Origin of the sequence: Methanosarcina hadiensis, from assembly GCF_046529725.1 — an archaeon.
In the GTDB taxonomy this organism is placed as follows: Archaea; Halobacteriota; Methanosarcinia; order Methanosarcinales; family Methanosarcinaceae; genus Methanosarcina; species Methanosarcina hadiensis.
This window is the reverse complement of record NZ_CP136241.1, coordinates 1,635,513-1,658,390: the sequence shown is the minus strand read 5'-3', so window position 1 is coordinate 1,658,390 and position 22,878 is coordinate 1,635,513. Positions and strand designations below refer to the sequence as shown.

Sequence of the window (22,878 nt, the reverse complement as noted above, 5' to 3'; positions counted from 1 at the left end):
GGTTTTAAGCCGCTCAAAAAATTTAATAGCATTGAAAAATCCTGTACCAGAAGAATATCCTTTCATTCTTTCTTTTGCCTGAGAGTTTTGAAGAAACATCATGGGTTGGGCTAAATATTATTGAAACAATATAAGTAACCGGACACGGAAATAAGTTATCCGGCATAATAAAATTCTCAGGATATAGACTGATTATTCTCAGGATGTAGACTGATTATTCTCAGGATATAGACTGATATATTCGGGAGGGAATTAAGTCGGATATACGTGGCTAAATATTTTAAAACACAGCAAAGCAATTTAAAAAAGGCATATCTCCAGATGGCAAAAATTTGTACAATCTAAAAATTGGCCTGAAAGATAAGCCTGTGAAAATGGCAAGAAGTGAAACGCTGTCGCATCCTCGATAATAATAAATAAAAACCTCCTCGGGCGAGATTGAAAATTCTGTCCGGAATCTAAAAGGTTTTGAAAAGGAGTAAATGATAGCTGAATACTTAATGGCAATCAGCTTTCGTATCTTGCTCCTACCCTGCAATTGCATTATGGGATATCCGAGGGGAATAGCAGGTGGGAATGCTATACTCCTCAGGGCTCCCGAAAAGATACTTTTTTTCAGGATTCTTTTTCCGGATTTTCTTTTTTAAGGTTCTCTGGCTTTTTCTCCGGATTTTCTTCTTTAAGGTCCTCTGGCTTTTTCAGGAATCAGTTTCCGTATCAGGGATTTATTCAAGTATCAGACTACAGTTTGCTGCTTATGAATTTCTGACTATTTTTGGATTTATATCTTCTTTTTTTGATTTATAACTTCTTTTAAATCTATACTGGAAATTTAAAACCTGAGAATATTTTAAAGCCTTTAAAAAAACTCATAAAAAAGGAAATATCTTGAGCCCTTTTCCCCATCCATAGCAAGTCGAAGAATCTTAACAGGTTGGGCTATATATTATCAGATATATAAAAGAGAGATGTCAGGTAAAGAGGTTCAGCCTGGCTGGATTTGAGGCTAAAAAGAAAGGAAAAATATTATTCTGGCATATAAGTCTAAAACTTCAAAAAAATAAGGCGCATAAAGTTATAGCGCGTTAAAAGAGTCTCAAATAAACCTTGCATACGCTGGATATGAGTTTGGGTACTTAAGGAAAATAAACAGCACATAAACCTGTGAATTCGTTAAACACCTGATGAAAAGTTAGCGAACACGCAGGTTTGGGCGCCAATTAAAAAATCACGATAAAATTTGGGTTTGGGATTCATCGAGGAAATTCGTCAGAAAATGAGTTAAGAAGAAATTCGGTTAAAAAGAAAAAGCCATTTTATTCCTCCAGAATATCTATAGTGGGAAAAGGCAACAAATCTATAAACTGCTGGTCTGACAGGGCTAAAGGTCTCAGGCAGGATTATGAAAAACATTATCCTAATGGCAGTCTGAGAAATGGCAAACTTTGGCCGGTCATAGCCGAAATAATCGAGGCAACCGGTTCGGAAGCGAATCGGGGCCCGATTAGAGGCGGTCTGTATTTTCCTTTTCTCACATGCCAGTCTCGGCTTAAATACCGAAATAAGCTCTTTGGCTCATTTCTGACGAATTTTTAAATCCTGAAAAACTACTTTTTTAAACGAATCCGGCATTTCTTTTGAAACTGAAAATCTTTTATTTCGATAATTAGTCGTCTTGAAAAATTAGTCGTCTGTGAAAAGCAGTATTCTCCCTGAAGAAAGTGAGGCAGCTTTGCTCTGGGATTTCGGGATAATTAATATTTTTCGATATTTTTCGGATCAGTACAAATATTTTTTTGTCATATTTACTTTTTTACTGAATGTTTGTTCGGTAAATTTGCAAAAATTTATTTCTGGTAGACGCTATGATTAGTAAAATAAATATATCAATAAAACCATAACTTAATAATTAAATTATTCCAGTTGCGAATCGTACAAAACCATACAAAGATGTCAATCCAGATACAGATAATTAATAATGCGTGGCTGAAAGGAAGCCCACAGTCGTATATTTGAAACCAGGTTTAAGTGCAACCATCAATCCAGGACATTTAAACGAAGTTCATTTAATCAAAATTCAAGCCGAATAAACCAGTTGGAGAACCGGAACCCAGGGAGGAAATTTATGATCAGAAAAACAGATGACGTCGTGTGCCCAAACCCTAAATGTGCATATTACCATAAGGCTGAAGGAAAGTCTATAATAAAACGTGGAAAATACAGGACAGGGCATCAAAGGTATTACTGCAAGCACTGCGAAAAATTTTTCATGGACACTATAGGCACGGCTGTTTATCGAAAACATTTATCCAAAGATGAAATAAAATTGATATACCGACTTTTTATAGAAAAAAATGGGATAAGAAGCATTGAACGAATAACAGGACACCACAGGGATACAATAAGCAACCTGTTAAAAGACACGGTAAAAAATGAAAAAACAGAAGAATATCTCATCAACCAGATTGGGTTGACGGCTGAAGAATGCGAGAAACTGTGGGCACAACTGGAAAAGAAAAGAAATTCCTCCCGGAAGTCTGCTTAATATAGAAAAGCATTAACAGCGTTATGTAACCTTAAATTCCTGAATTCCGTAATACTTTTCTTTATATTTTTTGAAATTCAAATGCAAGTTTTTATCACAGTGATAAGTCTTTTATAGCGGGACATCTATTCTTTATGGAACTTCTGCACTCTGCAGAACTGGCAGGTGTCTGATAATCGGTTATGGGGAGTCACTGTACGCAAAGTAAACTACTTTACATTACTGATTTCGAGTTAACCGTGTTTCTTTCTGTAATCTGGCAGTGAAGATGTTCGGGAGGCTGAGTGCTTAAGTCACATAGCTATCCGGGTCCCTGACAGAAATAATATCCGGATCTGGAATTCAGCCATTAAAGTTTACAAAACGGATCAACCAAGAATGCTCTGGATGTAATACCTGAATAAAGAGTCAGAAATAATAAAGGAGTTGGAAACATGAGTAAAAGTGCATTCATGAAGGCAATGTCTCTATCTATAGGGATATTACTTTGCCTTGCATCGGTACCATTTGCGTTTGCTCAAGAATATAGTGAAAAAAATAACGTTGCTTTTAATGAGAGCATTAGACACGAAATATACCCAAGCGAAAACTACCTGTATCTGGGACAGGGAGAGAGCAGCAGCTTCTCTATAATGTTCACAAATAACGATGATAAAGCTCTTGAAATAGAACCAAGAATTGTACCTGTATCTGGCAGTTCCGATTTTGACGAAAGCTGGATAACCATATCCCCTGCAAAAGTAACGGTGGATTCGGGTGAAATACAGGAGTTTGACGTTAAAGTCAGTATTCCTGAAGATGCCAGTGGTGGCGAAAATGCAGTCTATATAACTTTTACGGATGATATAGACATCTATTCTCAGCTCATCAATAAAATGTATCTCTCAATAATGGTTCCAGTTGAGCAAAAGCTTGAGCTCCAGACAACTTACATCTCTGATTACGTTGCAGCAGGACAGGAATACACATACACTGTAAAGATGAAAAATGTGGCATCCAAAACCATAACAATTGATCCGAAAATAACCAGCTATGATTATTCATTTGGTGATTTTGGTCTCGATGATGCCGATATAGAAATAACTGCGCCATCCACATTAGAACCGGGCGAGGTTGCTGATATGGTCATCAGGGTTCCTGTTCCAGAAGATGCAACGGGAACTTATAATGGGTATATTGGCATGAATGTTGAAGGGGATGATTACTGGTACGAGCCACAACTGGATTTGCAATTAACGGTTCTGCAGGACCCCTCGGTTTCTTATGTGAAAACCTTCAGTACAAGTACTAAAGAGCCTATAACAATTGAAGTTTCGGCTTATACATATAGCTCGGGGTCGTGGCTGCGTATTCCTCCACAGAATGAAGCCCCATCTTTTGAACTGAGCCTGAAATACAATTCCAGCCCTGTTAAAATGAATCTTATAAAGACAACTCAAACAGGCAATATAGGCATTGGATGGAATTATTTCCCGACATGGTCAAATGAAGACGGCTTAATTTATGAGAACTATGGCAGTTATTATACTGAAACATACACGGTACCCGGACAAATTGGAGATTGGAGCCTTGAAATTCTTCCGAAGAATGTGCAGTCTTTTGAATATTCAATAAGTATCGGAGATTCGGATAAAAAATAATATAAAACTAATATAAAAGTCATATAAAAGTCATATAAAAATAATATAAAAATGTTATTCGATATCAAGGAAAAAGTTCTTAAATTCGGCGGGACTTAAGAATGTTCTTCAAGAATCCCGCTATCCAGTTTTCAATTTTCTTATTTTTTCTTTTTATTTAAATCCCGGCTGTATTATAATTCTCCAGCTAGCAATTCTGCAATATACGGATCAAAAGCTGCCGTTGAGCGTCCTGAAGCCAGTGAAAAATAATAGTCTGCAGCAATTGAAGCCTGTTGTTCACGGTTATAATCACGGAAATGCTGTTTTGAACCAAGAGTGTATTCGTATCCTTCTGTTGCCCGCGCATAAGACGCTTCTATCATATACCTTGAGCCAGCATGTTCCATCTGGGATATGTGGGCTAATTCATGAATAAGCCATTTCATATGTGCATTTCCGGGGGCAGTCTTAATCTTCTTATTAAAATTAATTGTACGAAAAGAGGTAATACCCATACCTGAGCACTTATGCCTCTTTGCTGTCAGCCATGCAATCAATGATCTTTCATCGATACGAACCCGTCCATAATTGATGCTGTCCCCAAACACCTTTCTAGCTTCCTGCTCTTCTATCACGGTAAGCCTTCGAGTACCGGGTTTCACAATCTGCCACAGGAGGTCCATAAACTCAGGAAAATTACAGATATCAAAGATTTTTGCTATTATTCTGCCTGTCCGGACAGTGAGAAACAACAGACTTATCTGCATACTTTTATGAAAATACTCTCTTTCCTGTTCATCCCGAGTTATTGTACCTTTCAAATAAACCCACCTGTTCTATTACTCATAACCATGTTTTAGTTCTTCAAATTTCCCTGGGTTCGGTGTTAAGACTTCTTTGATCTTATCTTTCGTCTTATTCCTGTAAATAATATTCAGCAAAACAGGGCAAATGGACAGTCAATTGAATGAGAGGATGGAAGTGGTCAGGCTCGTAAGGATAAATGCAAAAAGGTAGACAAAAAGCAAGGTACTGAAAAGGAAAGAGACAAAGAAAAGGAAAGAAACAAAGAAAAAAGAAAGAAAAAGGAACCAGGAAATTAAATAAAAAAGGAGAGGAGAAGGATAGCAAAATCGGAGTAATAAACAAAATGGAGTAAGAAAAAGCCCGAAAGCACTATGTTCCAGCTGTAGCCCCCGATACAGCTGTCCCAGAGATACGCTCCCCCAAGCGCATTTATTGGAACAGGAACAGTGGCTTTCGGGCAATTCTTTTATTTATTCATTTATTATTCATACCTTTATTCACTCGTTCTCTCTGTTCACTCCCTGTTGCAAATATAGAATTGACCCTTAATTATTTTAAATTAATTATATCAAAAATTATCCGCGCGCGAATTATATTTTCACACAAAATATTTTGAATCCAGCAAAATTTTATTTAATTACGTGAAAAAACGTTGCACTTGTGCCTGAAAAATGGATAAGTTAATGCAGGCACCCGGAAGAGAAAAGTTCCCAGGCAGAAATATGTGTTTGCAGCATAGATGAAAAAATTTGAGTTCAAATGCTACCTGTTAAAATGTTTCAAAAAAGATATGAGAATGCAGCTTTATATCTGGATAAAGGGAAAATTAAAAACCGATTTCAGAAATCTTAACAGGTAAGCGATATAATTCTATAAAGGGTATATGATTTTATAAAGGGCATATATGATTTGTAAAGGGTATATATGATTTTATAAAGGGTATAACTCTATCCCTGTGTAAGTTATAGATTTATTCATTAATTTATTGCATAAATACAGAAAATGTTGAGGGGTTTAATATGTTATTTGAGCGCGTTAAGTCTGAAGGGCTGGCTCATCTTTCTTATTTCATCGGTTCAGGAGATGAAGCCATTGTTATAGATCCTCGAAGGGACTGCCAGATTTATTTCGACCTTGCCAGAAAGGAAGGTATGAAAATTAAATACATTTTCGAAACGCACAGAAATGAAGACTATATAATTGGCTCTCCGGAACTGAGGGAGCTTACAGGTGCAGAGATTTTTCACGGGAAAGGAATAGACTTTAAGTATGGTAACTTCGTCCGCGATGGGCAGGAGTTTAAATTCGGATCAATGAAACTGGCTGCTCTACATACTCCAGGGCATACGGACGAAAGTATGTCATATACGCTTTCAGACCCGGATGCAGGCAAAGAGCCTTTTATGGTTTTTACAGGAGATGCCCTTTTCGTGGGCGATGTGGGAAGGACAGACCTTTATGGGCCTGAGCAGGCTACAAGGATGGCAGCAAACCTGCACGACAGCATTTTTAATAAAATCCTCCCGCTGGGAGATGGAGTAATACTCTGCCCTGCCCATGGTGCGGGTTCGCTTTGCGGAGGGGCTATTTCAAAAAGGGAATACAGTACCCTGGGGATAGAACGTGTTCAGAATCCTGCTCTGCAGAGGACTGACAAAGATGAGTTTGTAAAGTTCAAGCTTGAAGAGAATCTCGAGTTCCCTCCTTACTTTAAGAAAATGGAACAGTGTAACCTGCAGGGTCCTCGTTTATTAAAAGGACTCCCAGCGCCTGAACCGCTTCCTCCGAAAGAGTTCAGGAAGGAAATGGAAAAAGGAGCCCTTGTTGTGGATACCCGCATGTCCCATTCCTTCGGAGGAGCTCATATAAAAGGCTCGTACGGTATCTGGCTCAAAGGCCTGCCATTCTTTGGAGGCTGGGTACTTCCTTACGATAAGCCCATACTTTTAGTACTCGAAGAAAATGAGCAGATGGAAACTGCTGTCAGGTATCTTATAAGAATCGGGTACGATAATATAGCAGGTTCTCTAAAAGGCGGAATTGCATCCTGGTATATGAAAGCCTTACCTGTAGACAGTTTGAATCTCATTTCAGTCCAGACCCTGAAAGATAAAATCGAAAGAAAAGAAAAAATGTTCCTTCTGGACGTCAGAGGGGAAGAAGAATGGGACGAAGGACATATTGAAGGAGCAAAACATATTTACGTCGGGCATCTGGAAAAGAATCTGGATAAAATCCCCAGAGGCTCTCCTGTAGTTGTTTACTGTGATTCATCCCGGCGCTCAAATGTAGCTGCTTCTATTCTGAAGAAAAATGGATATGATGAAGTGTATAACGTTCTGGGCAGCATGACTGCATGGAAGAACGCAGGATATGAAGTTGTAAAATAAGGCAGGCGATTTGACCTGACTTTTATTTTACGATTTGTCATGATCGATTGAAACTGATTTATTAATGTACAGGTATTTACCTGAGGTTTCACAAAGCAAAGCTTCATAACCTGTAGATATATTTATCTACCATAAATATGAAATATCGAATATATTATAGAGTATGCATTATGCAGATATAGCAGCTATAAAATTTATTTGGCTATTTGCCTGCGTTAACTTACGAAATATTCATAGATCCGGAATATTCCATAGCTTGCTGCTCATTGTAAGATAAAGGCAGCGTTTTTCAGTGCATTTGCGAAGATGAGATAAAAGCCGGTACTGTTTAGATTTTAAATTTATATTTAGATTTTAAATTTATATTTTGTTTATAGTTTGTTTATAGTTTGTTTATAGTTTGTTTAAATTTTGGATATATCAGGGGATATTCAAGGAATGTAACAGACAGTTGTGATCTGAATCAGTACTTTTTTGGATTCAGTAATGATATCAGCAATGACATTGCCTGATTCAGCATTTAATAAAAATTGAATCCGATTAATTTGAAGTGGTATTTACTCAGGCAGGAAGTCCAGTATCTCTGTGTTTTGCTCTTAACCTATTTACAGAAAGAAATAAGTGAGTTTATGAGAAAATTTCGAATAGCAATGTTTTCCTGGGAAAGCCTGTACTCCATACGTGTAGGAGGAGTTGCATGCCATGTATCTGAACTCTCCAGTGCTCTTGCTCTCGAGGGGCATGAGGTTCACCTTTTCACTCGAGCCATTGAAAACAGTGATGAAACCATTGATGGAGTCCACTATCACAGAATTGCCTCCGATCAAAACGGGGGAATAGTGGAGCAGATGAACAGGATGTGCGACAGCATGTATTGTCGCTTCCTGGATGTTAAAGAAAAAGCAGGGGAGTTTGACATTCTTCACGGGCACGACTGGCATCCTGTAAATGTCCTCTGCAGGATAAAAGCCCAGTTTGGACTCCCTTTTGTGATTACTTTCCATAGCACGGAATGGGGCCGCAACGGAAACCGCCACGGAGATTGGTGGGAAGCCAGGGAAATATCACACAGAGAATGGCTTGGAGGATACGAATCCTCTGAAGTTATCGTAACCTCTACAGGATTAAAGGATGAAGTCCGGCACATCTATAATATCCCTGATTATAAGCTCCGGGAGATTCCTAACGGAATAAATATAGGAAAAATAAAACGGGATCTTGATCCCGGAGATGTGAAACAGAAATACGGGATCAATCCCTGCCTTCCTGTTATACTTTTTACGGGAAGGATGGTATATCAGAAAGGGCCAGACCTTCTTGTAGAGGCTGCGGCAAAAGTCCTCAAAAAGAGAAATGCCGGGTTTGTATTTATTGGCGAAGGAGAAATGCGAGCCCGGTGCGAATCCCAGGCTCAAGAACTTGGAATCCAGGATTCCTGCAATTTCCTTGGCTATGCCACGGATAATGTTGTAATTGACTGGTTCAATGCCTGTGACATTGTCTGTGTGCCCAGCCGGAACGAACCATTCGGCATAGTTGTGCTTGAAGCCTGGGACGCAAAAAAGCCCGTAGTTGCGACCGTTGCAGTAACTCTTATTGAGAACTTCAGGACAGGCATCATTGTCCGTAAAGAACCTTCTTCTATTGCATGGGGCATCAATTATATCCTTGAAGGGCTTGGCCACAGCAGAATAGGAGAAAACGGATACGACCTTCTCAACAGAAAGTACAGCTGGCCAAGGATAGCTGAAAGAACCATTGAAATATATGAAAAATCAGTTGAAAAAAAGGTCATGTAAAGTTATAGGAGGAAGAAATCCCCTACTCGCGTATGACTTTGCCACCCACGTATAACTTTGCAACTCCTGGAGTTTAGAAATCTTTATATCTACTCTCTATTTTTTAATTAGCCATGATATTACACGTTCCTAACATTCTTCTTCCAGAGACTAACTGGAAAGAATGGGCAGTAATTGCCTGTGACCAGCATACTCAGGACATAGACTACTGGAAAAGGGTTGAAGAATTTGTTGGAGATACTCCTTCTACTTTAAATCTTATTTATCCTGAAATATATCTCCCCCTGGATGAAAAAAAAGTAGATAATATTCATAAAGCGATGTGCAGTTACAGGGATATTCTTATTGACCATGGCCCCTGTTTTATTCTCGTAAAGCGTAATTTTTCAGGAAAAGAAAGGACAGGCCTTGTTGTTGCAGTAGACCTGGAAGGGTACGAATATAACGGAGCTGAGTCCTTTATCCGGCCAACTGAAAAAACAATCAAAGAGAGGCTTCCTGCAAGAGTTGCGATAAGAAAAAATGCGGAACTAGAGCTTACTCATGTCCTTGTTTTATACGACGACCCTGACTTTTCCGTTCTACCCAGGAATACGTCAGGTCCGGCTTATGAAGGGAATAAGGTATACGACTTTGACCTGATGGAAGGCGGCGGGCATATTAAGGGTTTTAAGATCAGTGATGAAAAAATGCTTGAAGAAATTTCAGACAAAATCGAATCCCTTGGAACCCTCCTTGCAGGGGACGGAAACCACAGCCTTGCTGCAGCAAAGAGCTTCTGGGAGAATATTAAAGGTACAGTCCCTGACAACCACCCGGCCAGATATGCACTCGTTGAGCTTGTAAACATCCATGACCCTGGGCTGACCTTTGAGCCGATCCACAGGCTTGTGAGAGGAATAGATCCTGAAAAAGTGCTCAAAAGATTTAATGCAAGGATTTTAGAGTCTTCTTCCTGCAATTCAACTGCTGGATACGAAGATAACTCGCAGGGTCATTCAATCAAATTTGTTACAAAGGAAAAATGTGGTACCCTTATTTTTGAAAAGCCCATGCATGACCTTGAGGTTGAAACCCTTGACGAAATCATTGACGATTATATGGTTGAATACGAACACGATCCCGAAGTCGTTGAAAAACTGGGAAGAGAACCTCAAAGCGTTGGTTTTTTCCTTCCGTCCTTAAAAAGGAATGAGTTTTTTGCTCTTATAAAAAAGAAAGGGATCCTCCCGAGAAAGTCCTTTTCCCTTGGAAAGGAAAACGAGAAAAGGTATTATATTGAAGCCAGAAGAATTACGCAATAATTCTTCCGGTAATTTTTATTAATTGACTAGTTTTGTTAATCGACAATTGTTAATTGAGTAATTTTGTTAATTGGGTAATTTTGTTAATTGAGTAATTTTGTTAATTGAGTAATCCCGGCTATTTTTCATATAAATTTGCTAGTATAAATCTGCTAGTATAAATCTGTTAGTATAAATCTGTTATATGGTTCAGTACTGAGCATCAAACTTTTTCCCGGACCGCTGAAGGAATTTTTCAACTCTTTTTCTTGCTCCTTGCCTGACTGAGTCAGCCTTCCAGAGAGAAAAAAGAGAAAACGCAAACCAGCAGACAGCTGAAAATATAATGTATTAAAGAAACATTCCAGTACAGGAGGTAATTTCCTTAATCCTGTGAACTGACTTCAAACTCAATTAAAATATAAACATTTCAGTAATGACTTGCACCTCTTTTATTATAATTTATCAAAGGTTATCGAATTCTACTGGTTATTGAATTCTACAGATTGTCGAATTTTATTTAGTTACCGAATTCTATTTAGTTACCGAATTCTATTTTGTTATCGAATTTTATCGGTCATTGCATTTTGTTTAGTTATCGATTTTTATCTGGTTCGAATTCTTCTGGCTATCAAATTTTATAGAAGTTTTAACAAAATATTTTGGACTTTAACCTTAAGTTATTTTTGTCAATATATCCAGATCCATGAAGAATAAATATAAAAGATATAACAGGCTCCTTGCGAGATGATTTTTTTAATGAAAGCTATTAATACATATTTTTCTTGCTGAAAGCAGATTAAAGCCTTTCTGGCACATTGGATTTCTTAAGGATACTTTTTTGGAATTCGGCTCTCACTCAGGCCACTTTTAAGGCATGGATTTTTCCTGAATATGCAGCTTTTAAGAAAATTAGGTGATAATTTTTTTGAAATCTATGGTTTTGCAGTTCATTACCGGAAATTTCAAAAACTAGAATACAATAATTACTAATAGTATATTTGTCCGGGCATCTTCCAGGCAAATATAATGTTAAAGTGGGTGTAGAAAGATGGCAAGTTATAAGCATCCCTGTAAATATTGCGGGAAATTGATTGCCCGCGATTCCAACTTCTGCCCGTTCTGTACGCAGGAGAACCCCCTTGGGCCCATGAGATGCCCGATATGCCGATACCCTCTTGAAGACGGCGCAAAAGTCTGCGGGCACTGCGGTGTTTCACCCTGGAGCATATGTGAAAGCTGCGGAAAAGAGACGTTTCTTGGAGACAGGTGCAGTAACTGCGGTACTCCAATGGTTATCGTCTGCCCGAATCCCGACTGCAGGACCAGGCAGTCACCTGCAAGCAAGAAGTGTATCAAATGCGGTAAACCGTTAAGGTGATTAAAATGGGATCCCGGAACTCACAACTACAGCCTTTTACAAGGAACTATGAAGACAACAGTTCGGAATCAGGTTTCCAGTTTACTTTTTACTGTGATATCTGTCAGGATGGCTACAAAACAGGATTTATAGAATCCAGGACGTACAGGAAGACAGGCCTTTTTGGAATGGTCGGAAGGGCGCTCTCTGCAGGCTCTGACCTTGTAGGCCAGTACCGCGTTGGCAATGCGATCGAAAGAGGCGTGGATATCCTCAATGATCGCAAGCAGGGTATGTCTCCTGAATGGTGTAAAGAGTGGGAAGATGCCTTCGAAATAGCCCAGAACGAGGCAAAAGAACATTTCATGAGATGCCCGAGATGCAAACATTACGTCTGTGAGGCTGACTGGAACGAGCAGGACAATCTATGCGTGGAATGTGCTCCACGAGAAAATATCGAGCTCACTGCAATAAGAGCAGAACGCATGGTAGATGAAATGAGGGAAAAAGCTACGAAAGCAAGCGTATTTAAAGGCGATATAGAGAGGAGGCAGACCTTATGTCCGGAATGCGGTAAACCCTCAGGAGAAGGAAAATACTGTAACAACTGCGGAACGTCCCTTTCCCTCACAAAATGTCCCAATTGCGGAAATAAAGTATCTATTGGCACCAGGTTCTGCGGAGAATGCGGAACAAAACTGAATTAAAATAAATTAAGAGTCAGGCTCCATACAGGCTTGACTTCTCTTAATTAAAGTGCAAAATGATAATTCTTTATCCACTAACTTAAATAAGTAAAATCTTTTCTAACTTTTCCTTTTGTGGATCGTGAAACTTTTTTAGTCTTTTCTTGGATCTTTTAGATCTTTCCTAGACGTTTTCTTAGCCCTTTCTTAGTTTCTTTCTTTAATCATTTTTAGCTTATTGCTTTGATCACTCTTAAATCGTTATTTGATCGTTCTTAGACTTTTTCTTAAACTTTTTCATTCCTCTATTGTCCTTGAAGGGGAGAATAAAGGAACGGAACTGATCAGGAACAGGACTAAATTAGAATACGCTCAATTTTGTAATAAAATGTAATAAAAAATGTGAAAAGATAACTTCATTATGAATTTAACATAACAAAAGTGTCTGAATTAAAATGCCGATCTGCCGAATTCAAGATTGAAAAGGTCCCGTTCCGTAAAAAAGAGTTACTTTGACAGTCAAATTATAAATACCTTTAACCTAATAATCAATTTATCAGTTAAATGAAGGTTGGGGGAGAAAATATGGCAGATCTAATCGGTTTAGCAGTGGTATTTTTAATATTAGCACTAATTGCGTATATTTTGGGTGCACGAGGGATTGCTGGTTTTTCTATGACTATCGCAAAATGGCTTGTTATAATCTTTGTTATACTTGCGATAATTTCGTTAATTTTATGACGGCATCCCTATTCTGGTTGTAATGATAAAGGTGATATTGGCATAACAAATTTTATGCCTTTGCTTTTTTTTATGGAAGACAAAAACTTTGAGGTTGCTTATTTTATGTTTTGGTACGATCTAAAAACAAGCTTTTTATTCCCTGATGCCTGGCTCTTTTTATTGCTGCTGATTTTCAACAAATAAGTATTTATATTAGAATATTATTATAATAATCTGCGAAGGGGGGAACTGTCGGTCAAATTTTCGTTTAAGATCAGAAGAATAATCATAATGATAAATTATGATATTTTTGTGATTTTAGCGAGTTTATTTACTGTTCAGGAAAGATGCTTTGTTTTATCCTGCCCTGCAACTATGAGATAAGGAAAACATGGCTCTTGAGCCCGAAATTTCAGATATCAGGAATAAGAATTTCGGACATGAGGAATAAGTTTAGAGATGTCCTGAAAAGGCAAATCAGGTATTCTGCATCCTGAACCATATTTTTGTGGTTTGTTTTCAGAAATAAAGCCCGGATATAACCCTAAGATCCGTCCCTGAATGCCAGCTTAATCCTTCAAAGTCCACCCTGAACATGGCCTTTGGAGAAGGACATTGTAAATGACTTTGCTCTCAGGTACCAGTTTGACCCGATAATGATAATTGAGGACTCGTTCCGAAACGTTTAAATATTTAGTCGAGCAGGTACTCCTAATAAAATTTGGGGAAATTTTTAATATAATTTAATAAGTTGGCATTTCTCCGGTTTTAAGAAAAACAATATCAAGCTTATAAAACGTATCCTGCTGCCTTTCACAGCAGCTTCAGGCACCTGAAACGGCTGGCTGTGCACGAGGCAATGGCTTGAATCCCTAACAGCCATTGTGCATAAAGGTAGTAACTTTCAAAAAACGGGTTTGCCGAAATCCATTGAGAATGAAAAATAAGCAGCCCTTTAAAATGCCGGTGAGCTGACCCAGGCTACCGGTAAAAAACCCACCCTGAAATCAGCTAAGGATTCTGCAGAAAACCTGACAGGGTGCTGCCAGAATTCAGCTTCGAATCCGGTTTGATTCGAGCTCAATCCCGATTTATCCCGAATCGGAACCCTACCGCGATCCAACCCATGGGGCCTGCCCGAGATAGCCACCCTTTTCTCGGGTATTGCCATGAAGTCCGCCCACCATTGAGTGTTCAGATGCTCATCCGGAACAGAATCCTGCGGAAACCCAGCCCGGGATTCATTCATACCTTACCTGGACTCCAGCCCCATACAATCGTAGACCTACCTTCAATCCAACCCAAAAGGTCGTAAGCGAACCATGTCGATTGTCAACGAGAAACCCCAGTTAGACCCTGTCTTGGCTCTCCCTGGAGCAACTGGACAGGAATTCAAGCAAAAAGAAAGACACAACGACGCACTTAAGATTCTCAGCTGTTTTAAGGAATTTGAAACAGTAAACTTTGAAACCCGAAACCCTGAAATGAACTTCCCTATCCAATCCAGTGTTTACTCAGTTATATCAAAAACCAGCACCCTAACTGGTAATGTATGTAGAGTTGAAGAATCAGGCTTAACTTTCCTGCAGACAGCAGAAACAGCCTGCCTGAACTTTAACCGGCTATTCGAGAGTTATTCAATCGTAACTGGCAGGGCATCGGAATTCCTTTCTTGCCAGGAAGCCCCGGAAAACAAAAACTGAGGAGGGGCATCTCATGTCAGTTAACGAATCTGTTAACCGGATAGTGGGCGGTTCCGGTATAATACTTGCAGGAACCTTCCTCGGGATGCTTCTTGACATCCTTATTAAAAAAGTAATGACATCACACCTCTCGACAGCTGATTTCGGCACATACTCCCTTGCACTTACGGTAATATCAATTACAGGTGCATTTGCAACTCTCGGGCTCAGTGATGGAGTGCCTAGGTATATTGCATTCTTCAGGGGCAAGCAGGAGGAACAGAAGGTACACGAACTGATAATATCAGCCATATTTATGGGCCTGATTGCAGGTTTGCTTGCCATTCTGGTCTCACCTTCACTGTTCGAAAGGCTGGCAGGAGAAACGCAGGCAAGCGTCCTGTCCGTAGTTAAAATTCTTATCTTCGCAGTCCCATTTACCATACTCCTGAACGTAACAGTAGCGATCTACAGAGGGTTCGACCGCACGAATGTTAACATGTACTTCTATAACATCATAAGGCCTTTATCCCTGCTAGGATTCGCATCAGCTGCTGTATTCTTCGGCGCTTCCCTGAAAGGAGTCGTATTTGCGGACCTGATTTCAATGGTCTTCACTTTCGGCATAATGTCCGTATACTTCATAAAGAAGCCGCCAATTAAGCCGGAAAAGAAACTTAAACTCAAATTCAGTGATCCAACCAGACAGCTGATAAGGTATTCATTCCCGCTCCTGATAACTGCTACCCTGCTGAACCTCATGAGCTGGATAGACACAATAATGCTCGGCTATTTCCAGCCTGCTGAAGTTGTAGGAATTTACAACGCAGTTTACCCTATTGTAGGGTTCCTGTCCCTTGTAGTAGCTTCCATGGGATATGTTTATGTGCCCGTAGCATCAAAGCTCTGGGGCCTGAACAAAACCCAGCCTGTTGGTTCGATATATGCCGTAATGACCAAGTGGTGCTTCCTGCTTACATTCCCTATCTTTGCATTAATATTTGTGTATCCTGAGCTTCTTATTACGAAACTTTACGGAGCCGAATATGTAAGCGGTGCTACATCTCTGCGCATCCTTGCCATGGGATTCATTGCAAACTCATACTTCGGATTTAACTACCACACCTTACTGGCATCCGGGGACTCTGACTTCCTTATGAAGTGTTCGGTTGCAAGTGCAGGAATTAACTGCGTTATAAACTTCATGCTTATACCGGAGTATGGCATGATAGGTGCAGGTATAGGAACTGCAGTATCTTATGCATCTATAGAAGTACTGATGACCTTGAGAGCCTGGAGGAAGCAGAAAATGCATCCGTTCACCTCAATGTACAGAAAGTTGACTCTGGTTTGTGCAGGCATGACTGCGGCTATGCTTGTTGCCAAGGACGTAATTCCACTTTCCGGAGCAGTCTGGGAATACGCAGTCTTCATTATCGCTTACATTGCAGTTGTTCATTACACAAAAATACTGGACAAAGATGAAGTAAGCATGATAGGCGAGATCAGGAAAACAATCAGGCAAAACATAAGTGGCTATATCCCTCAGCCGGTTAAGGCACTTGTATCATAATTGCCTGGATTTAAATACAATCGACATGCCTCTCTCTGAGAGGCACCGAATTCTATTTTTCATTTGATTTTTAAATTTTAAATTTTATATATCAGGGCTGAGCCAAAATTTCAAAAGATCTCAGCCGTTCTTTTATTCTTTCTTTATCATTTTCTTTCTCCCGATAGGTTAATTTGTGCCATATGTTAACATACTACATAATATCACGGATTACTAATTAATCCTTGATTTGCTGGAGATAAAAAATGTTAGGAATAAATGATCCCAGATCTGGATTGCATACATCCTTTGCTTTGTCAGTGCTTCTGGATGTATTGCGTATGGCATCTTGAAATGGAATGCCGTGCTGAAGAGGAGGTCGTGAGATAATGGTCGTAAGTACTCCTATCCTTGGAGTGGCAGTCCTGGTCTATCTGCTGGTAATATTTTACCTGGGCTGGGCTGGATACAAAAAAACGAAAGATATAGATGACTACATGATTGCAGGAAGGAAGATTCATTCATACGTGCTTGCCCTGTCATACGGGGCAACTTTCATAAGCACCTCGGCAATAGTCGGGTTCGGCGGTGCAGCCGGAGTCCTTGGAATGGGACTTTTATGGCTTACCTTTATGAATGTGTTTGTAGGGATTTTTATAGCCTTCGTCGTATTTGGATCAAAGACCAGACGTATAGGTTTGAACCTCAGGGCTGTGACTTTTCCGGAACTGATGGGGAGACGCTTTGAATCAAGGTTTATCCAGGGCTTTTCAGGGATTCTGCTGGGCATATTCATGCCTCTTTATTCCGGGATAGTACTCATTGGAGCGGCGAGGTTCCTTGAAACCACACTTGGAATTAATTATGATGTAGCGGTCTTGATCTTCGCAGTCATAATTGCAGCTTATGTAATAACAGGCGGCTTAATCGCAGTCATGTATACCGACGCACTTCAGGGAACACTGATGTTTGTAGGTATGGCGGTTTTAATTAGCATAACTTACCTAAAACTGGGCGGCATCACGGAAGCTCACAGAATGCTCACTGATATGGCTCCGCTTGTTCCGGAAACCCTTGTACAGCAAGGGCATATGGGCTGGACTGCAATGCCTGCATTCGGCTCAACCCTATGGTGGAACCTTGTTTCGACCCTTATCCTGGGAGTCGGAATAGGGGTTCTTGCCCAGCCTCAGCTTGCAGTCAGGTTCATGACGGTTAAGAATGACCAGGCCCTTAACAGGGCAGTCCTTGTGGGCGGACCTTTTATTTTAATGATGACTGGGGTCGCATTTACCGTAGGTGCGCTTTCAAATGCCTATTTCTATAAGACCCAGAACCTGATCTCAATTGCAATCGCAAAGGGAAATACCGACCTCATAATTCCTCAATACATCAACAGCTCCATGCCTGACTTCTTTGTGGTCCTTTTTATGCTTACTCTGCTTGCTGCTGCAATGTCCACATTGAGCTCGCAGTTCCACACAATGGGCACTGCTATAGGACATGATTTTTACCGCGAATACCTTATGAAAGGGAAATCAGGCAAAACCGTCTCCATAACAAAACTGGGAATTGCAGTTACAATCCTTGCAAGTGTGATCCTTGCATATATACTTCCGGTAAGCATTATTGCAAGTGCCACAGCAATTTTCTTCGGGCTCTGTGCAGCAGCTTTCCTTCCGATGTATGCTGGCGCCCTTTTCTGGAAGCGCATGACAAAAGAAGGGGCAATTGCAAGCCTTATTGTCGGGACATTTAGCAGCCTTTTCTGGCTTATTTTCGTACATGCAAAAGAAGCTGTTCCGCTTGGTATCAGTCAGGCTGTTTTCGGAAAAGCTACCCTCCTGATAGGGACATGGACCGTTATTGACCCTATACTTATTGCAACCCCACTGGCGATGCTTGCAGCTGTTATTGTAAGCCTTGCAACCAACCCTCCGTCAAAAGAACATTTACAAATCTGTTATGAAGGGAAGGTCATACACGGCAAGAAAATTGATGAAGGTGCTGGTTTGAGCTAAAACAGAGGATTAGAGTACTTATTTCATGGGCTGAAACATCAGGATATTCAGCCCATGAGCCCGCATTATATTGAGTCGCCCATTACCTGGCTCTTAAATCTAATCAAAAGTTAAATAATAGAAACAGGGGCACGTATTTAAAACAAAAGCATGAATTAAAATAAGTTCAAATGTTTTTTTGTAGACAGATGCATTAAATATGTTAACCGGATACTGATTTAAAAAGCATAGATCACTACCAAATATTTTATACAATCGTTAAGTATAAAAGCAAAAAAGTAGAAAAGAGTAGGGAATGAAGAAAGATAAGTTCCCTGGACCCCTAAATAAGAACAGTAAACTAGCGACCTGTATAGAGTTGATTTCTGTGTCAAAAATATTCTCTTTTTCAAAACTGATGCAGAACAAACCGATTTTAAAAGGAATAGAGCCGAAAATTACCGAAAATAAGGCTCCTGAAACAAAAACGCATAAAAAAGAAAATTCTGAGAATGTGAGACCTAAAACTTCGGTATATTCTTTACCCACTCAGGTAAGAATAAGAGCTACTGATAGGGAAGGAAATACTATTGAAGTTACATACTGATTGACTAAGCATCTTAAAATGATATTCATGATAAACAGGGAGAATTAGCCCTTCATTGATTCGTTCATTATCGCTTTTTATAATTTTGTCTTTCTTTAAGTTTAAAAAATTTAACTATCTTCTCCCATTAAATGGCATCTGGATACTGGCAGATAACAACCGACTTAAACCCTTATAACCGGATTCTCCTGTAGAGTATGGCACACCATACTGAGCTTCACCCCTAATGTTCGGTACAGGAAATCCTTTTTTAACTTTTGCTTCTCCTTTATTTCACTTTTTTAGAACAGGTCCGCCGGACAGTCTTGAAGAGAGATTTAATAAAAGAGATTATAATATGAATAGGGGAGAATATGAAGTTGGGACATACAGGAAATCTAATTATCGGAACGGTAAAAGAATGGATGGAAGACGATGCAATGACTTATAGCGCTGCGCTGGCATTTTATTTCGTATTAAGCCTTCCTGCCCTTCTGTTATTTACGGTATCCATAGGGAGCATTTTTTTAAAATCAAGCCAGCTTCAGGAAAATATAATTGACTATATGCAGGGTTCGGTTGATCAGAGCATAATTGATATGATTAGTGCGCTATTTGAGAATACTCCAGAGGTTAATTTCCTCTCACTGGGAGCATTAATCGGTTTTTTGCTCCTGCTCTGGACTGCGAGCAATGTTTTCAGGCAATTGAAGAATTTCCTTGAAAAAGCATGGGATATCGAACCTGAAGAGTCAAATACCATTAAAGACTTCATCAAGGATGCGATAGTATCTTTTTTCATTGTTGTAGGCTTTGGAGGGCTTCTTATGCTCAGCATAATCATTGAAGGAATCCTTTACGCAGCTTCAAGGCTGTTCCAGGGATTTTTTCCCTTTTCACCCTCTATAGCCCAGTATACGGGTTCAATAGCCAGCTTCCTGATCCTTATATTGTTTTTTATGCTCGTTTACAGAGTACTGCCCGATACAAAACTTGATATGAAGCCTGTCTTTGCAGGATCACTGGTAACTGTGATTCTCATAACGATAGGGAAGTATGCAATGGGCATCTATTTCCGTTACAGCGACCCTGTAAGTGTCTACGGAGCAATCGGGTCGACTATAGGGTTATTTCTCCTGATTTATTATTCCTCAATTATGATTACAATTGGTGCTGAGTTTACAAAAGTCTATTCCGAATCGCGAGCAGTTTGAAGAAACTATTTTTTTAGTCAGTGTTCGATTTCCAGAGAGATCAGGATTTTTTCAGGAATAGGGGCATTTCAAAAAAGAGAATTCCCGAATAAAAGAATCTTGAAGCTGAATTTACTGTCTTATTTACTGTTATATTTACTGTCATATTTACTGTCATATTTACTGTCATATTTACTGTATTCTCCGATCCTGCCCTCTGCTTTATCTCTCATCTTCACATATTTTTCCACAATCACAAGCCAAAGATCAGTACCTGGCCTTTATGGTATGAATAAAAAAGAAAAAGTAGCGGGAAGTGGCTTTTTCGGAATCCGAAGCTTCATTCTTTTATATCTTTTATAATCGAAAATATAGCATTTTTGCCTTTGTAGTCGATAAGCCACATATTCAGCTCTACTGGCAAAAGAATATTGTCTCGACAGACAGCCGTAACCTGTACTGTTGCATATCCTCTCAGGTACAGCTTTTTTACCTGCTCGGCAAAGATTTTTGACGACACGTAGGAAACGAACTCGGTTGCAGTTTTTTGCAGTAATTCCTCCCTCCTGTACCCAAGTTTTTTGCACATTGAAGGATTTGCTTCTAAAAATTTGCCTACCTGCTCGTTGATTGCTACGCCGTCACAAACATTTTTATATATAGAATCGAAACTTAGTTCAGTAAATTTGAAAGAAACATCAGCTTTTTTGTGCTTTGTAATATCATTTATCTGAATTACAAAATCAGGTCTGTTCTCGGGATTTATTATGATATACGGTGAGATGCTTATCCAGACTTCATTTCCGTCTTTTTTCAAGCAATGCAAACCTTCATACTGTAATTTTAAGGTTTTATGAGATTTTTGGTACGGAGTCCAGACATCAACCTCCAGTTCTTTAAAGCCTGTCAGTTCCTAAAATCCGGTTCCGAGTAATTCCTGCTCCGAACGGTCCAGCATCCTGCAAAGTCTTGAATTTACATAATGACAGTTACCTTCGCAATCCACAACTGCTATCCCAACAGGTATGTTCTCGAAAACCCGGAGGTAAGAGTTATTCATCTCTTCGGAAGGCTCTTCCCCTCTTACATAGTAATCAGAACCATTTTTCAGGGAATTCATCAGTCCATCTCCAGAAAGCAGCTGGATAAAAATATAAATAAATTTTATTTATAAAGTATACACACAACTTCTATATAAATTTTATAACCTGACTATTTCCGAAGCATTGTTTACGCTCTTTTCACACTTCCGGATGCCAGCGCTTCATATGCATTGAATGAGTCTCCAGATAAGCACCTTTTTCATAAAAATGGTCATAAAACTCGAGGTCAAGATGGTGGGCCTGGAGATAAGGCATAACCAGGACGCTTGGAACCGTACCGGGAAACTTTCCAAAAACATCATAGATATACTGGGCCTGAAGGGCAACACATTCCCTGAACTCTTCTTTATGAGGCACTGCGCTGCTCCTTACCGCCTTTGTATCCCTGTAGTAGCCTGGAGTATCAGGATTGAAAGGGCCTCCTTTTCCGAATTTCCGTTCTGTAAGAGCATCAACTGCTTCTCGCATATCCCTGTAATGAGGAGGAGTATACCCTTCAAAAATTCCCGGAAGCCCGGTTGGATTTGGAAAAGGCCACCGTTCATCGGTATCATATCTGAATCCGAGCCCTGGAACTTCAGGATTTCCACTGGCTCCCAGTATTGAAAATGGGTCCATTCCATTAAACATCCATCCGCCAAGGCCCATAGCCTGCAGCATAAGCATACCTGCATAACAGGAAATTGAGAGCTCTGCAGTAGCTTCCGAAAAAGACCACAATTCTAGAAAACTTAAAGGCAGGGGATTTTCCGTATCAACAAGCCCGCTGAACCTCTCAAGACCTTCTATCTTTTTCCTGTGAATGTCATCAAAAAAACAGGCTCCATTCTGTGTATAGTAACATATCCCGGCAAGCACATGCTGTGCCAGGTCTGCAACCGGAATGATCAGAGTCGTTCCGGGATGGTTTACTACCCAGGTATTGTGAGCTTCGACATAAGGCGTTTCAGGAGGGATTTTCAGCCTTCCATCAGAAATTTTGTGGACTTTTGCCCTGTGGGCTTTAATCAGCTCTTCCGCATCAAAAGTCCCGTTTTCCAGGCGCGTTGCCATTTCCGGAGCGGCTCTTGTCCCGAAGAAATAAACCCCTTTATCGTCGGTAAAAAATAGTTCACTTGTATGAAAGCCTGCTGCTGAAGGGAAAGTGCGCCCTCCTGCACTGCAAGCATAATTTGATAAGGCAGGGGCGTATCTTTCCCCGCGCATTATAAGGTTGTGCCAGCCTGTATTGCCTGCTGCTGCAGACAGGACTGCCATTTGCTCCCATTCCGTAAGAGGTAAAGGATCAAATTTTGATGCGTATTTAAAGTAGCCGTCCGGAATAGAAGCCCCCATAAAAAAACGGCGTGCTCTTCTTCCGAAAATTGCATCCATAAGCCTGAAATCCAGAGCGTCTGCAAAACCCGGTGGAATGTTTTCCTTCCCCATTCTCATACTCCCCGTAAAAGAGGATGATAAAATCAGTTAAAAAGCTATTCCTGTACAGTTAAGAAAACATGTCCCATTACGTATGATCTGTCCTGCATAATGATCTATCCTCAGATAAA

General features: G+C 39.9%; 18 protein-coding genes. 14 read left to right on the top strand and 4 right to left on the bottom strand.

Annotated elements, in window-relative coordinates; all coding sequences use genetic code 11:
- The first annotated feature begins 2,125 nt into the window (after positions 1-2,125).
- A complete protein-coding gene (locus RSJ42_RS07140) occupies positions 2,126-2,545 on the top strand; it encodes a transposase (RefSeq protein ID WP_410509891.1) in 420 nt (139 codons plus the stop codon).
- Positions 2,546-2,979: 434 nt separating this feature from the next.
- Positions 2,980-4,185, top strand: coding sequence for a hypothetical protein (locus RSJ42_RS07135; RefSeq protein ID WP_410509890.1), 1,206 nt, complete (start codon positions 2,980-2,982; stop codon positions 4,183-4,185).
- 173 nt (positions 4,186-4,358) lie between these two features.
- On the opposite strand, the gene RSJ42_RS07130 is transcribed toward RSJ42_RS07135, so the two are convergent.
- Entirely contained in the window at positions 4,359-4,988 is a 630-nt protein-coding gene (locus RSJ42_RS07130) for a hypothetical protein (protein ID WP_410509889.1), read from the bottom strand.
- Positions 4,989-5,993: 1,005 nt separating this feature from the next.
- On the opposite strand from RSJ42_RS07130, the gene RSJ42_RS07125 reads away from it, so the two are divergent.
- The 12 genes from RSJ42_RS07125 (at position 5,994) to RSJ42_RS07070 (ending at position 20,249) form a co-directional block, all read left to right on the top strand.
- On the top strand, positions 5,994-7,364 hold the full coding sequence (locus RSJ42_RS07125; protein WP_410509888.1) for an MBL fold metallo-hydrolase: 1,371 nt from the start codon (positions 5,994-5,996) through the stop codon (positions 7,362-7,364).
- Between the two features lie 629 nt (positions 7,365-7,993).
- Positions 7,994-9,163, top strand: a complete 1,170-nt coding sequence (locus tag RSJ42_RS07120; protein WP_410509887.1) for a glycosyltransferase family 4 protein — start codon at positions 7,994-7,996, stop codon at positions 9,161-9,163.
- Positions 9,164-9,276: 113 nt separating this feature from the next.
- Positions 9,277-10,467, top strand: coding sequence for a DUF1015 domain-containing protein (locus tag RSJ42_RS07115; RefSeq protein ID WP_410509886.1), 1,191 nt, complete (start codon positions 9,277-9,279; stop codon positions 10,465-10,467).
- Between the two features lie 1,030 nt (positions 10,468-11,497).
- Positions 11,498-11,827, top strand: coding sequence for a double zinc ribbon domain-containing protein (locus RSJ42_RS07110; RefSeq protein WP_410509885.1), 330 nt, complete (start codon positions 11,498-11,500; stop codon positions 11,825-11,827).
- Between the two features lie 5 nt (positions 11,828-11,832).
- On the top strand, positions 11,833-12,513 hold the full coding sequence (locus tag RSJ42_RS07105) for a zinc ribbon domain-containing protein (RefSeq protein WP_410509884.1): 681 nt from the start codon (positions 11,833-11,835) through the stop codon (positions 12,511-12,513).
- A 564-nt stretch (positions 12,514-13,077) separates the two neighbouring features.
- Positions 13,078-13,233 carry a DUF1328 domain-containing protein gene (locus RSJ42_RS07100; protein ID WP_048037686.1) on the top strand — a complete coding sequence of 52 codons (156 nt, stop codon included), beginning with the start codon at positions 13,078-13,080 and terminating at the stop codon, positions 13,231-13,233.
- 1,304 nt (positions 13,234-14,537) lie between these two features.
- Complete coding sequence (locus tag RSJ42_RS07095; protein ID WP_410509883.1) at positions 14,538-14,918, top strand: hypothetical protein; 381 nt, start codon at positions 14,538-14,540, stop codon at positions 14,916-14,918.
- Between the two features lie 13 nt (positions 14,919-14,931).
- Positions 14,932-16,470 (top strand): flippase, encoded by a 1,539-nt coding sequence (locus RSJ42_RS07090; RefSeq protein ID WP_410509882.1) that lies wholly within the window; start codon positions 14,932-14,934, stop codon positions 16,468-16,470.
- A 268-nt stretch (positions 16,471-16,738) separates the two neighbouring features.
- The gene (locus RSJ42_RS07085; protein ID WP_410510333.1) at positions 16,739-16,834 is read left to right on the top strand and encodes a symporter small accessory protein; all 96 of its coding nucleotides are present in this window, start codon (positions 16,739-16,741) and stop codon (positions 16,832-16,834) included.
- A gap of 4 nt (positions 16,835-16,838) precedes the next feature.
- Complete coding sequence (locus RSJ42_RS07080; protein ID WP_410509881.1) at positions 16,839-18,470, top strand: sodium:solute symporter family protein; 1,632 nt, start codon at positions 16,839-16,841, stop codon at positions 18,468-18,470.
- A gap of 295 nt (positions 18,471-18,765) precedes the next feature.
- Positions 18,766-19,056, top strand: a complete 291-nt coding sequence (locus RSJ42_RS07075; protein WP_410509880.1) for a hypothetical protein — start codon at positions 18,766-18,768, stop codon at positions 19,054-19,056.
- Between the two features lie 353 nt (positions 19,057-19,409).
- A complete protein-coding gene (locus tag RSJ42_RS07070) occupies positions 19,410-20,249 on the top strand; it encodes a YihY/virulence factor BrkB family protein (RefSeq protein WP_410509879.1) in 840 nt (279 codons plus the stop codon).
- Between the two features lie 319 nt (positions 20,250-20,568).
- Here the strand turns inward: RSJ42_RS07070 and RSJ42_RS07065 are convergent, their stop codons facing one another.
- The 3 genes from RSJ42_RS07065 to RSJ42_RS07055 all read right to left on the bottom strand — a co-directional run bounded on the left by RSJ42_RS07065 (position 20,569) and on the right by RSJ42_RS07055 (position 22,759).
- Complete coding sequence (locus RSJ42_RS07065) at positions 20,569-21,045, bottom strand: PAS domain-containing protein (protein ID WP_410509878.1); 477 nt, start codon at positions 21,043-21,045, stop codon at positions 20,569-20,571.
- A 96-nt stretch (positions 21,046-21,141) separates the two neighbouring features.
- Positions 21,142-21,348, bottom strand: a complete 207-nt coding sequence (locus RSJ42_RS07060) for a PAS domain-containing protein (RefSeq protein WP_410509877.1) — start codon at positions 21,346-21,348, stop codon at positions 21,142-21,144.
- A gap of 121 nt (positions 21,349-21,469) precedes the next feature.
- Positions 21,470-22,759: a hypothetical protein gene (locus RSJ42_RS07055; protein ID WP_410509876.1), complete on the bottom strand. Its 1,290-nt coding sequence runs from the start codon at positions 22,757-22,759 to the stop codon at positions 21,470-21,472.
- Positions 22,760-22,878: the final 119 nt, after the last annotated feature.